Source organism: Williamsia sp. SKLECPSW1, assembly GCF_054332755.1.
The window spans coordinates 16,271-29,320 of record NZ_JBTGLI010000001.1 but is presented as its reverse complement, the minus strand read 5'-3'; the positions used below and the strand labels follow the sequence as shown (position 1 = coordinate 29,320).

Genomic DNA, 13,050 nt, shown 5'->3' with positions numbered 1-13,050 from the left:
GGCTCCGAGGTGTGAGCCGACGCGACATCCCCGTGCCCGCCCGTGCCGAGTTCGTGCAGCCACGGTCGCAGAACTGGCTGTACAAGTACGCCGCGCGGGCCCGGGTGCTCGACTTCCTCGTCGTGGTGACCGCCGTGATGGTCGCACTCATCGTGCGGTTCGGCTACGACCTCGTCCACACCCTCGGCCGCTATCGGTGGCCCGCGGTCGCCATCGCACTGCTCATCGCTCTCGGGTGGTTCGTGATGCTGCGCGTGACGCAGAGTTCGGATCGTCGTGTCCTGGGCAGCGGACCGGCGGAGTACAGCCGGGTGCTCACCGCCACCCTCACGACGTTCGGTGTCCTCGCCATCGTCGACCAGCTGCTGGTGCTCAGCGTCGCCCGTGGGTTCCTCGCGGTCGCGTTCCCGCTCGGCGCGGTGCTGCTCCTGCTGACCCGATGGCTGCTGCGCCGCCACGTCGCGCGGATGCGGCGGGCCGGCCGGTATCTGGAGCGCGTGCTGGTGATGGGTGGGATGCGCTCGGCGGAGCTGCTCATCCAACGCCTCGACGCCAACCCCGAGCTCGGCTACGAGGTCGTCGGGATGTGCCTGCCGGTGGAACGCCCGGACGACCCCGAGATCGTGCAGACCGGCGGCCGCGTGATCCCCGTGTTCGGCGACTTCTCCGACGCCCGCACCGCGGTGGCGCTCTCCGGCGCGACGACGGTCGCCGTCACGTCCGCCGAGGTACTCGGCCACTCCGCCATGCGTGAGCTGTCGTGGGATCTCGAGGGCATGGACGTGGACATGCTGGTCTCGCCCGGGGTCACCGACGTCGCGGGTCCGCGCATGATGGTGCGGCCCGTCGCGGGTCTGCCGCTGCTGCACATCGACAAGCCCGCCTACGAGGGGGCCAACCGCTTCCTCAAGTCCGCGTTCGACCGTTCGGTCACCGCGATCCTCTTGGTGCTGCTGTCCCCGGTGATGGCCGCCTGCGCCGTCGCGGTGAAGGTGTCCTCGCCGGGCCCGGTGTTCTACCGCGGTGAACGCATCGGGCTGGGCAACGAGCCGTTCCCGATGTGGAAGTTCCGATCGATGGTGGTCGGCGCCGATCTGCAGCGCGCCGCACTGACCGATCGCGACAAGGGCAACGACGTGCTGTTCAAGATGGCCGACGACCCGCGCGTCACGCGCGTCGGGAAGATCCTGCGCCGGTTCAGCCTCGACGAGTTGCCCCAGCTGTTCAACGTCATGGGCGGGTCGATGAGCCTCGTCGGTCCGCGTCCGCCGCTGCGGGAGGAGGTCGAGACCTACGACCACATCGTGACCCGGCGCATGCTCGTCAAGCCGGGGATCACCGGACTGTGGCAGGTCTCCGGCCGCTCCGACCTGTCGTGGGAGGAGTCGGTCCGTCTCGACCTCACCTACGTGGAGAACTGGTCGATCATGCAGGACATCATCATCCTCTGGCGTACCGCGAAGGCCGTGATCGGCCGCGACGGGGCCTACTGAGCGGCGCCCACCGCAGCGGGGTGCACGACGCTGAACACCCGGGCGACCGGCTCGTCGGGGCCCACGTCGAGCGCTTCGCGGAACCCCCGGTCGAGCGCGACCAGCTCGTCACCGCGGTCGGGGGCGATCGACCTGCGTTCGGCGTCGTCGCGGGCGCATCCGGTGACCGGATCCGTCGGGTGGACGGCGAGGCCCACGCCGGTCAAGGCGATCCACACGGCGCGGGCGACGTCGCCCGCCCTGATGAAGTCGACGACGGACCAGCCGGCGGCCGTCACGACGACGAGCGCCGATGAGGACGCGACGGCGTGCGCGGTCGCCGCGCCGAGATCCCGCCCGCCCTCCCATGCCCCCAGGTGCCCCATCACGTCGGGACGAGCGAACAGGGGCAGCAGCGCCTGCGCGGACGGGGGCAGACCGAGCGCCTCGGCCGTGAGCTCGCCGGTGTCGGCGACTGCCGCCGCGAGCATCTCGGCGTGCAACCTCGGTGTGAGATAGCGCACACGTGCGTCGGCTCCCGCGGCCACGGCCAGCCGGTCGATCCGGTCGCGATCGGTGACCACCCGGATGCGCGCCGCCGCCGACGACAGCGACTGCGCCAGGGCGATCTGCTCCTCCGACAACGCGGCCCGATCACCCGGGAGTCGGCCGGCCGGGCGGGCCAGGATCGACGTCGGCAGAGCGGTGCGATCACCAGGGGAGAGCGTGCGCGACGCCCCCACCGTCAGCCGGACGGTCGGTGCGTCCTCCGGCCCGCCGATCTCGGCGATCTGCGGGATCCCCCGCGCGGCCGCCGCGGCCGTCATGTTCCGCGCGACCGCGCCGAGGGCGAGCGCCGCTCGTCGTCGGGTGACCTCGTCGCCGTCGCCCCCCGCCCCGGGGTCGACGGCCGCGACGACCGTGCTGTCGACGGTGGCGATCCTCCACGGGTGCAGCGAGACCGCCGACGCCGCGTGCGCGCCCGCGTAGACGATCGCGTCGAGATCGGAGAGGCTCGCGAACTCCGTCACCGGATCCGGCGGTGGCGACACCGGAGCGGTGTGCGTCGGCGCATCGGCGAGGGGGTCGGCGATGTCGTCGAGTCGACCGTCGAGATCGATGCGAACACGCCCCGACGGCAACGGTTCTCCGCACAGCAGTCGTCGGAGCGCGGCGGCGCACGTCGCGCCGCCGAGTGCCACGTCACCGCCGAGCTGCGGCCACGTCGACAGGGTCCGGCCGATCTCCAGGACCGAGGCCCCCATCCGTGATGTCACCGATCGGGCGTCGAGAAACGTTGCGGCGGCGGCGATCAGAGACGCCGGGTCGAGCGTCTGTTCTGTGTCGAGGCCGTCGAGCAACCCGTGGAACAGCGGCCGATCCGGTGTGAGATCGAAGCGCTCGACGTCGAGGACGCCGCCGTCGCTCGTCTCGCAGAGGACCGGGATGCCGTGTGCACGAGCATGTCTGCGGATCAGGACCTTGGCCGCGAACGAGTCGCACTCCTCCATGACCACGTCGAGCCCGTCCAGGAAATCCGTGATCGTGGCGGAGTCGATGGCGGCGGGGAGCACCTCGACGCGCAGATAGGGGTCGATCTCCGCGATCCGTCGGGCCACCACGAGCGCCTTGTTGACGCCGATCTCGAGCACTGTCGCGGGAACGCGGTTGAGGTTGCCCAGGTCGAGTTCGTCGTGGTCGGCGAGACGCAGGGTGCCGGCCAGGCCCTCCATCGCGACGGTGTGGGCTATCGCGTGGCCGACGCTGAGACCGACCACACCGACGACCCGGGTCAGTGCTTGTTCCTGTTCGGCGAGGGTGATCTTGTTCCGGTTGCGATCCAGGCGAACCCGGCGAAATGACGTGGGCCCCAAGAGATGTACGACCGTACGGCGCCACGGTAGATGGACCCACCGAGACGGCTCCTCCAGCAGTGGGTCGTCGGGCCTCGGCAGGCACGCGTGAAGCGCCTCCTGTTGGCGTGTGAGGGTGTCGACGATCGCGGTCGTCGGGTCCGCGCGGAGCTCGTTCAGGCGCCGGGCGTCGTCGGGATCCGCGGGGTCGAGGATCTCGGCGGAGCCGTCTCCGGGGTGGGTGATCGCGCGCATCGGATTGCCTCTTCCGTCCAGTGTTCGTTAGATGGGGTTGGGGGGACTTCGGGAGGGCATTCACTGCGTCGAACTTCGATATTGATCGTGAATATCATTCGCGATCAACGACTTTGAATGATCTATTGCTGATCCCGTCCATCTGATCGATTTTGTGACGATAGACGAAGAGAGGTGTGCCATGACGGCCACGACGATGCACTCCGCGGCATCTCACATGGGTACCCGACTGGCGGCGATGGGCCGCGGGAGCATCCGCGACCCGCTGACCGGCGCGCGGCTCGTGGTCGCCACGCCCGCGGGTGACGTGTCGCTGTGGCGTCGCTTCCTGGCCGGCGCGCGGACGGTGTACGAGGCCCACGGTGTGGGTACCGCACTCGATCACGACGCCGTCGTCGACGGACGCGACACGACGGTCTTCTTCGCGGTCGTCGACGATCGCGGGACGTGCCGCGGAGGTCTGCGCGTGCAGGGCCCGTACCGCCGCGCCGACGAATCGCACGCGCTCCGGGAGTGGTCGGGGTCACCTGGTCGTGTAGACCTCGAACATGCCATCGGTCAACGGATCCCGGACGGGGTCGTCGAGGTGAAGACCGCGTGGGTCGACCCCGGTGCCGACGACCCGGCCGCCGCGGCCGACCTGCTCGCCCGACTCGCGCTGCCGATCCTGCGCGTCACCGGGGCCCGTCACCTGATGGCCACCTCCGCCGACCACTCGTTGCGGCGGTGGGGGTCGAGCGGAGGGCGGATCGACGAGTCGGTCTGCGCGGCGCCGTATCCCGACGACCGCTACCGGACCCGGCTGATGTGGTGGGATCTCGAGACCCTGGACAGCGACGCGAGCCCCGCGATCCTCGCCGCGATGCGCGACGAGGTGGACCTGTTGGCGGATGCCGTCGGGACCGCGTCGATGGCCGCCTGAGCGCCCGTCAGGGCCGGGCGGGGTCGAACATCCGGGTGGGGTCGCCGTCGCCGTCGACGTAGTGGATGGCCGACGTGGACAGGCAGACGACGCGATCACGCCCGGCGCTCTTGGCCACGTAGACCCAGCGATCGGCGAGGTGCGTCAGATGGTCGACGACCTCGGAGATGTTGGACGTCCCGGTGCGCGAGACCGACAGCGGTGCCGCCACCCCGCCGAGGCTCACCGTGACCGCCGTCGTGGCCGACACGGTCGTACGGATGGTCTCCGCGGCGTCGCTGAGCGTCACCTGACCCTGCGTCGCGCACAGCACGACGAACTCCTCGCCGCCGAAGCGGCCGATCAGACTGCCCCGGGGCGCCGACCGCAGGATCGCACGCACCGTGTCGACGAGGACGGCGTCACCGGCCGCGTGGCCCAGACGATCGTTGATGTCCTTGAAGTGGTCGACGTCGATGAGCAGGAACCCGATCTGGTGGCCGGCGTCGGCGACGGCACCGAGGAACTGTCCGCTGCGGGCGAGGAAGCCGCGACGGTTGAGCAGGCCGGTGAGCGGGTCGGTGTCGCCGAGGACCGCGTAGCGCTGCATCGACACCTCCAGCGAACTACGCAGCGCGGACACGATGAACACCGGGATGACGACGTTGGCCACACCGGACCCGCATTTCACCAGGAAGCCCACCGCCGAGGCGGGTGTCAGCACCGCGACGACGACCGCGAGCCCGATCGCCACCACCGCGAAGGTCACCACCACCCGTCGCGACGACGACATGGCAGCGATCGCCGGGATCGCCCCGAGCAGGGTCATCACCACACCGGACGTCGCCGGATCGACCACGGCCCAGCCGGCCACCGCGATACCGACCATCCCGATCAGGCCGAACACCGTGAACAGGCGGTCCGACAGTCGCCCCACCACCGCGGTGGTCGTGAACACGATCACGGTGAACACCCACACGCCGATCAGCGCGGCGAGACCGCCCTCGCGGGTCAGGCGCTCGTCGAGGAGTGCGAGCAGGGGGAGTGGGAGCGATCCGGCGGTGGACAGCAACACCGCGGCCGACCGGGCGTCGAGGCGACGCCACAGGCGGTACGTCACCCCCGGACGGGACGGTCGGGACGGACCGTTGCGCTGGGGCAGCAGGCGGTTGCGTGTGGGGATCAGCACCGGGGGCACGACGTCGGACGACGCGCGCGACTCGCGCGTCGACTCCGTTCCGGCGGGGTGCACCTCGCCATCATGCCCGGTCGGGAGGGTGGTCGGTGAGTGGCCATGTGTAGTCGTGGTGATGCATCACAGTGCTGCACCGAACACATATCCAGATGCGCTGTGGCGGATCGCAGCGGTTGTCCCACCCGACGAGCATCCGGCGCGCCCCCAGGCGGTGGCCGCGCGGGCAATGGGAGGGGAATCGTTCGACCAGCGGACCCATGACACACCTCGCGACTCGGCCCGCGACGAGTGTCCTCGATCCTACGGTCGCGGTCGGACGCGGTCGGAACGCCCGCGACGCACAAATAGAACACGTTTCATTTTTGGCGTCGCGTGACTACTGTCACTGTCAGTCGGCGCTGTGAGGGCAGACGCGCGCGAGAGTGATGGAGGTAGCGATGAGGACCAAGGCTGCGCTGTTGCGGGAGTCGAACACCCCGTGGCAGATCGAGGAGGTCGAGCTCGGCGACCCGAAGGCGCACGAGATCAAGATCCGGATGGAGGCGGCGGGCATGTGCCACTCCGACCACCATCTCGTCACCGGCGGCATCCCGATGGCAGGGTTCCCGATCCTCGGTGGCCACGAGGGCGCCGGCGTGGTGGAGGAGCTCGGCGAGGGCGTCACCGACTTCGAGGTCGGCGACCACGTCGTCCTGTCGTTCATCCCGTCATGCGGGAAGTGCCCGTCGTGCAAGGCGGGTCTGGCCAACCTGTGCGACTTCGGCGCGATGCTGCTGCAGGGTGAGGCCGTCTCGGACAACACGTTCCGCATCCAGACCCCCGCCGGGGAGAACGTGTACCCGATGACGCTGCTCGGCACCTTCTCGCCGTACATGGTCGTGCACGAGGCGTCGGCGGTGAAGATCGACAAGGACATCCCCTTCGAGGTCGCCGCCCTCGTCGGGTGCGGCATCCCCACCGGGTACGGCTCGTCGACCCGGAGCGGAGACGTTCGACCGGGTGAGGACGTGGCCATCGTCGGCGTCGGCGGTGTCGGCACCGCGGCCTTGCAGGGCGCGGTGATCGCCGGTGCCCGCAACGTCTTCGCCATCGATCCGGTGGAGTGGAAGCGCGAGCAGGCAATGAAGTTCGGCGCCACCCACACCTTCGCCTCCGTGGAGGAGGCGGCGATGACCATCGCCGAGGTGACCCAGGGGCACATGGCGCACAAGGTGATCGTCACCGTCGGCGAGGTGCACGGCAAAGACGTCGACACCTGGATGGGCATCACCGCGAAGGCCGGGACCTGCGTCCTGACCGGCATGGGAAACATGATGGAGACCGACGTCACCCTCAACCTCGCGATGCTCACGCTGCTGCAGAAGAACCTGCAGGGCACCATCTTCGGCGGAGCGAACCCGAAGCTCGACATCCCGCAGCTGCTGTCGATGTACAAGATGGGCAAGCTCAACATCGACGACATGATCACCCGGCAGTACCGCCTCGACCAGATCAACGACGGCTACCAGGACATGCTCGAGGGCCGCAACATCCGCGGCGTCATCCGGTACACGGACGAGGACCACTGATCCGCCTCCGGCGGAGGATCACTGATCCGCCTCCGGCGGGGGACCACTGATCCGCCTCCGGCGGGGGACCACTGATCCGCCTCCGGCGGGGGACCACTGATCCGCGTGATCTGATGGGGGTGTGAGCGCCCTCGACTCCCTCGACGACTGGCCCGTCGACACCGTCGCCGCAGCGGTGGTGACGGCCGACGGGTCGGTCGTCGACACCCACGGTGATCTCGACCATCGGTTCGCACTGGCCTCGGTGACGAAGCTCCTCAGTGCGCTGGCCGTCGCCGTGGCGCTCGAGGAGGAGGCCGTCGCACTCGGCGACGCGGCCGGACCGCCCGGCGCGACGGTGGAGCACCTCCTCGCGCACGCGTCGGGTCTGGCGCTCGACGACGAGACCGTCGAGGCGGGTGTGGGGGAGAAGCGGATCTACTCCAACGCCGGCTACGCGGTGCTCGCGCGGCATCTCACCGACGCGACCGGCATCGACTTCGCCGACTATCTCCGCGACGCGATCTGTCGTCCGCTCGGGATGGGGTCGACAGCCCTCGAGGGGCCCGCAGGCCACGGGGCCGTGTCGACCGTGGCCGACCTGACCGCGCTCGCCTCGGAACTCCTCACGCCGCGCCTGCTCGCGGGCGAGACCCACGCGGCGACGACGTCGGTGCACTTCCCCGGTCTGGAGGGGTTCGTGCCCGGATACGGCCGGCATCGCCCGAACGACTGGGGCCTCGGACCGGAGATCCGCGGTGAGAAGTCACCGCACTGGACCGGGTCGCGCAACTCGTCGCGCACCGTGGGTCACTTCGGGCAGTCCGGCACCTTCCTGTGGGTGGACCCCGACCTGGGGGCCGCCTGCATCGTGCTCACCGACCGGGCGTTCGGCGCCTGGGCCAAGCCGCTGTGGTCGGACTTCGCCGACGCCGTGGTCGACCAGCTGACCGACTGAGCACATCGAACACACGTACCACTGGCGTATCACGGGCACCGTGAGGCACAATGGTCACGCATCCTCCTCCGGTGGGATCCGCCAGGTCGTTGGGGAAGACGATCCTCGTCGAATCCACGGAGGTGCAGTGGTGCGCAGACTCGAACAGTTCGCGGACGTGACGACGGGTGTGGTCTACATCCACTCGTCGCCCACCGCACTCTGCCCGCATGTCGAGTGGGCCCTGTCGTCGACCCTGGACGCCCGGGCCAATCTCAAGTGGTCGGCCCAGGAGGCCGGTCGCGGGTTGCAACGCGCCACCGTCGACTGGACCGGTCCCGTGGGGACCGGCGCCCGTCTCGCCGCCGCCCTGCGTGAATGGCCGGTGCTGCGCTTCGAGGTGACCGAGAACCCCAGCGACGGCGTCGACGGCGAACGCTTCTGCCACGTCCCCGGCCTCGGCCTGTGGCGCGGGTCGATGAGCGCCAACGGCGACGTGATGGTCGGCGAGATGCAGCTGCGCGCCATGATCGACTCCGCTCCCGACGCCGTCGGCCTCGCCGGTCGGCTCGACGCCGCACTGGGCACCGCCTGGGACGAGGCTCTCGAGGCCTTCCGACTCGGTGGCGCGGGCGCCGAGGTCACATGGCTCCATCAGCGCGTGGGCTAACGTTACGCGACGGGCGCCGAATCAGCAGCCTCCTCGGGCGCGGTTATCGAGTCTTCGAGTGGTCAAGTCGGGGCTTAAGTTCACTGCTTTGGTTGATGGCTAATCGGGTAGACCCGAACAACTGCCCGCTGAAATTTTCCGCCGCGCAACTTACACTGTTTAAGTGCAGATTCTTGACGCATTCTTGCGGGCGCTTCTCGCAATTGTCGCTGTAAATGCTTTTTACTCGGCGGTGAAAACTCGGTGGCCAGAAAACTATTACCTCCTCGATGACGCGGTCAGCTCCAAGATCGCGCGGACGTGGTGGTCTTACGGGCTCTTCAGATTCATGCCGTTGTTCTTGGCGTCGGTGTGTGCGATGGCGCACGTTCGTGGCGGTTGGGGCGACCGAGCGCTTGTCGCGACGCTAATTGCGGCGGGCCACGGTCTGTCCGCATTGATTCGAATTAATCCCTTTGGGGAGGCTACTGTCCCGCGCACTCGGTCCTGGTGCTTACTTCAAACCGCCGTTATATGTGTCGCTGTCTCCTCATGCTTCGCAGCCACGTGGGTGGTCGCCTGGATCGATCCCGTTCTTCCCCGATGGAGTGACTACGTATCAGCGGTCGTCACCGCAGCGTTAGTTGTCTGCTTCGGCACGCTTGTGATTGGTGCCACCGGCAACAATGCGCTAAGTGACGACCGGCTGCAGTCCCTCATCGAGAAGTACTGGGAACTTGTGAGCGAGATCGCTGTCCGGCAGTGCGTGAGCAGAGAGTTCGCGCTCTCAGTCGTGATTGTCGAAGATGTTCAACGTCCGGGGTGGTTTCGCTCTATCGAGAGGAGGCTTGCTTGGACAGGACTCGCGAGGACTTTCGGCGTCGGCCAGCAACTGGAGGCGCCCGGGAGTGTTCGAGAGGCGATAGAAGGACTCGTTGATCGGATTGGCGATACCACGAACGAACGAGACCAAACTTTGTCCCGCCCCAAGATGATCGTTGCCGCTGAACGCTTGAATGACGGCGACGGCTATGTTGAATTTGTTATGCGAACGTTTGATAGGATCCGCCAGAAGTACAAGTTCGCAACCAAAGTGGGAGACGACGGTAGTCAGATACTGTTCGGGATGAGCGCAAAGTTGGAACATGGTTCATGGCGTATAAAAGGTGACGCAGATGGTTCTGTCGAAGCGCTCGCATTAGTGAACGAACGCACGGCAGAACGGTTGATGATCGAACTTGCGGTGCGCGGTCGCGGTAGGAAAAATTGGTCGACGCTCGTCCCCGTCGAATGGGAATCGTTCTCGGTGTGGCCGCTGCCCCAGGCGATGACCGAAATGACACAGGAGGAGGGCTACAACTGGCGATTGTCTTACTACCCGCACGTGGGTTGACCTGGTTCCCTCAGGCCTGCCCACGAAGAAGGGCCCCGGACCGAATGGTCCGGGGCCCTTCTCGTCGGATCAACCGATCACAGCGGGATGTTCTTGTGCCGTCCACGCCGTGCCGGTGCCGAGGCGAGTGCCTCGGCGATGATGCTGCGGGTCTTCGCCGGATCGATGATCTCGTCGACCACACCGATCGACTGCGCACGACCCACACCACCGGCGATCGCCTCGTGCTCGACGGCGAGACGCTCGTGCAGAGCCTCGCGCTCGTCGTCGGCCGCGGCGGCCAGCGCCTTCTTGTGCAGGATGCCGACGGCCGCCTTGGCACCCATCACGGCGACCTCGGACCCCGGCCATGCGAACACGGCCGTGGCACCCAGCGCCCGCGAGTTCATCGCGATGTAGGCACCGCCGTAGATCTTGCGGGTGACCAGCGTGACGCGGGGGACGCTGCACTCGGCGAACGCGTGCAGCAGCTTTGCGCCACGGCGCACGACACCGTCCCACTCCTGACCGACACCGGGCAGGTACCCGGGGACATCGGTCATGACGATCAGCGGGATGCCGAACGCGTCGCACAGGCGCACGAAGCGCGCGGCCTTCTCGGCGCTGAGCGAGTTGAGGCAGCCACCCATGCGGAGCGGGTTGTTGGCGACGACGCCGACGCTGCGGCCCGACAGTCGACCGAAACCGACCACGATGTTCGGGGCGAACTTGGCCTGGATCTCCTCGAAGCTCGAGATCTCCGTCTCGCCGTCGGCGGCCAGTTCGGTGTCGAGCAGACCGGCGACGACCGGGTGGACGTCGTAGGCCCGTCGGTTCGACTCGGGCAGCAGCGCCTTGAGGTCGGTGTCGCCGGCCTCGGCACGCTGCCGACTGAAGTGACCCTGCTGGCTGAACGTCGCGACGAGGCGACGAGCGCGCCACAGCGCGTCCGGTTCGGAGTCGGCGGTGATGTGGCTGACGCCCGACTTCTTGCCGTGCGTGAGCGGACCACCGAGCGACTCCATGTCGACCTGCTCACCGGTGACGCTCTTGACCACGTCCGGACCCGTCACGAACACGCGACCGGCCGGGGCCATGATCACGATGTCGGTGAGGGCCGGGCCGTAGGCGGCACCGCCGGCGGCGAAACCGACGACGACCGAGATCTGCGGGATGTAGCCCGACGCGCGGACCATCGCCTCGAAGACCTGGCCGACGGCGTGGAGTGCCTCCACGCCCTCGGCGAGACGGGCGCCGCCGGAATGCCAGATGCCGACGATCGGCGCCTGCTCGGCGATGGCGGTGTCGATCGCGTTCACCATGTGCGCGCACCCCACCACACCCATGGCACCGCCCATGACGGTGCCATCGGTGCAGTAGGAGATGGTGCGCACGCCGTTGACCCGACCGACGGCCGCCTGCACACCCGACTTGTCGCGGGGGTGCAGCAACGACATCGAGCCCTCGTCGAAGAAGTTGGTCAGGCGCAGGATGGGGTCCCGCGGGTCCACGGTCTCCTCCGTCGAGGTGATCGGTGCCATTGTGGTCATCAGTTCTCCTAGCAGTTCCGGCGGAGTTCCCCCCGCACCCAGGTCGTGGTCAGTACCGACCGAAGGCGAGCGCGACGTTGTGCCCACCGAATCCGAACGAGTTGTTGATGGCGTGCTCGATGTGCCCGTACCGCGGCTCACCGGCGACGATGTCGATGTTGCACTCGGGGTCCTGGTTGTCGAGGTTGAGCGTGGGCGGGATGACGCCCTCCTCGACGGACTTGACGGTCAGGACCGATTCCAATGCGCCCACGGCACCGATGGAGTGCCCGAGCGCCGACTTCGGCGCGTACACGGCGACACCGTCGCCGAGCGCCGAGTTGATGGCCAACGCCTCTGCGGTGTCACCGATGGACGTCGACGTCGCGTGGGCGTTGACGTGGGTGACGTCCGACTTCGAGATGCCGGCCGTCTCCATCGCGCGCACCATCGCCCGCGCCGCACCTGTCCCTTCGGGATGCGGTGCGACCAGGTGATACCCGTCGGAGGTGATGCCCGCGCCGAGCAGACGCGCATGGATGTGCGCCCCGCGGGCACGAGCGTGGTCCTCCCGCTCGATGACGAGAAGGGCCGCGGCCTCGCCGAACACGAAGCCGTCGCGGTCCTTGTCGAACGGACGTGAGGCGGCACCCGGGTCGTCGTTGCGTGTGCTCATCGCCCGCATCATCGCGAAGCTGGCGATCGGCACCGCGTCGATGAATCCCTCGACGCCGCCGGTCACGACCATGTCCGCGTCGCCGAGGACGATGTGCCGCCACGCGTGCGCGATGGCCTCCGACCCCGACGAACACGCCGAGACCGGGGTCATGACACCCGCCTGAGCACCCACGTTCAGGCCGATGACCGCAGCGGGTCCGTTCGGCATGGTCATGGGCACGGCGAGCGGCGACACCTTGCGGTAGTTCTTCGTGCCGGTCATCGCGTCATGTGCCGCGATGAGGGCGTCGCCACCGCCGAGACCGGTGCCGAGGACGACCGCGAGGCGGTCCTTCTCGACATCGGGCTCGCCGGCCTGTTCCCACAGACGCTTGCTCATGACGTGGGCCATGCGCTCGACGTAGCTCATGCGTCGGGCTTCGACGCGCGACACCTCTTCGGTCGGGTCCTTCACCAGCTTCCCGCCGATACGAACCGGGAGGTCGTACTCGTCGACGAAGTCGTCGGTCAGGGCCTTGATGCCGGTCTCACCGGCGAGCAGGCCCTTCCAGGTGGAGTCGAGGTCCTCGCCGACGGACGTCGTGGCGACCATCGAGGTCACCACGACGCTGGGAAAGTTCCCCGCCGCGGTCGAGTATTCGCGAAGAGAGGTGGTCAATTAC

The 13,050-nt window shown here is 68.2% G+C and carries 10 protein-coding genes; 6 read left to right on the top strand and 4 right to left on the bottom strand.

Features of this window, described 5'->3' with window-relative positions:
• The first annotated feature begins 11 nt into the window (after nucleotides 1-11).
• The gene (locus ACXVUM_RS00135; protein ID WP_458519871.1) at nucleotides 12-1,493 is read left to right on the top strand and encodes a sugar transferase; all 1,482 of its coding nucleotides are present in this window, start codon (nucleotides 12-14) and stop codon (nucleotides 1,491-1,493) included.
• On the opposite strand, the gene ACXVUM_RS00130 is transcribed toward ACXVUM_RS00135, so the two are convergent.
• Nucleotides 1,487-3,580, bottom strand: coding sequence for an Rv1355c family protein (locus tag ACXVUM_RS00130; RefSeq protein ID WP_458519870.1), 2,094 nt, complete (start codon nucleotides 3,578-3,580; stop codon nucleotides 1,487-1,489). The two genes, ACXVUM_RS00135 and ACXVUM_RS00130, sit on opposite strands and share 7 nt — an antisense overlap.
• Nucleotides 3,581-3,761: 181 nt before the next feature.
• Between ACXVUM_RS00130 and ACXVUM_RS00125 the strand changes: the two genes are divergently transcribed.
• Nucleotides 3,762-4,502: a hypothetical protein gene (locus ACXVUM_RS00125; protein ID WP_458519869.1), complete on the top strand. Its 741-nt coding sequence runs from the start codon at nucleotides 3,762-3,764 to the stop codon at nucleotides 4,500-4,502.
• A 7-nt stretch (nucleotides 4,503-4,509) separates the two neighbouring features.
• On the opposite strand, the gene ACXVUM_RS00120 is transcribed toward ACXVUM_RS00125, so the two are convergent.
• Complete coding sequence (locus ACXVUM_RS00120; RefSeq protein ID WP_458519868.1) at nucleotides 4,510-5,733, bottom strand: diguanylate cyclase; 1,224 nt, start codon at nucleotides 5,731-5,733, stop codon at nucleotides 4,510-4,512.
• A gap of 380 nt (nucleotides 5,734-6,113) precedes the next feature.
• Between ACXVUM_RS00120 and ACXVUM_RS00115 the strand changes: the two genes are divergently transcribed.
• From ACXVUM_RS00115 to ACXVUM_RS00100, 4 genes are all read left to right on the top strand, one after another.
• Nucleotides 6,114-7,244, top strand: a complete 1,131-nt coding sequence (locus ACXVUM_RS00115; protein WP_458519867.1) for an NDMA-dependent alcohol dehydrogenase — start codon at nucleotides 6,114-6,116, stop codon at nucleotides 7,242-7,244.
• Nucleotides 7,245-7,365: 121 nt separating this feature from the next.
• Complete coding sequence (locus tag ACXVUM_RS00110) at nucleotides 7,366-8,181, top strand: serine hydrolase domain-containing protein (RefSeq protein ID WP_458519866.1); 816 nt, start codon at nucleotides 7,366-7,368, stop codon at nucleotides 8,179-8,181.
• A 130-nt stretch (nucleotides 8,182-8,311) separates the two neighbouring features.
• Nucleotides 8,312-8,830, top strand: a complete 519-nt coding sequence (locus ACXVUM_RS00105; protein ID WP_458519865.1) for a DUF3145 domain-containing protein — start codon at nucleotides 8,312-8,314, stop codon at nucleotides 8,828-8,830.
• Between the two features lie 163 nt (nucleotides 8,831-8,993).
• Nucleotides 8,994-10,202: a hypothetical protein gene (locus ACXVUM_RS00100; protein WP_458519864.1), complete on the top strand. Its 1,209-nt coding sequence runs from the start codon at nucleotides 8,994-8,996 to the stop codon at nucleotides 10,200-10,202.
• A 77-nt stretch (nucleotides 10,203-10,279) separates the two neighbouring features.
• Here the strand turns inward: ACXVUM_RS00100 and ACXVUM_RS00095 are convergent, their stop codons facing one another.
• Nucleotides 10,280-11,731 carry an acyl-CoA carboxylase subunit beta gene (locus tag ACXVUM_RS00095; RefSeq protein ID WP_458519863.1) on the bottom strand — a complete coding sequence of 484 codons (1,452 nt, stop codon included), beginning with the start codon at nucleotides 11,729-11,731 and terminating at the stop codon, nucleotides 10,280-10,282.
• Nucleotides 11,732-11,780: 49 nt separating this feature from the next.
• Nucleotides 11,781-13,046 carry a KasA/KasB family beta-ketoacyl-ACP synthase gene (locus ACXVUM_RS00090; protein WP_458519862.1) on the bottom strand — a complete coding sequence of 422 codons (1,266 nt, stop codon included), beginning with the start codon at nucleotides 13,044-13,046 and terminating at the stop codon, nucleotides 11,781-11,783.
• Nucleotides 13,047-13,050 lie beyond the last annotated feature (4 nt).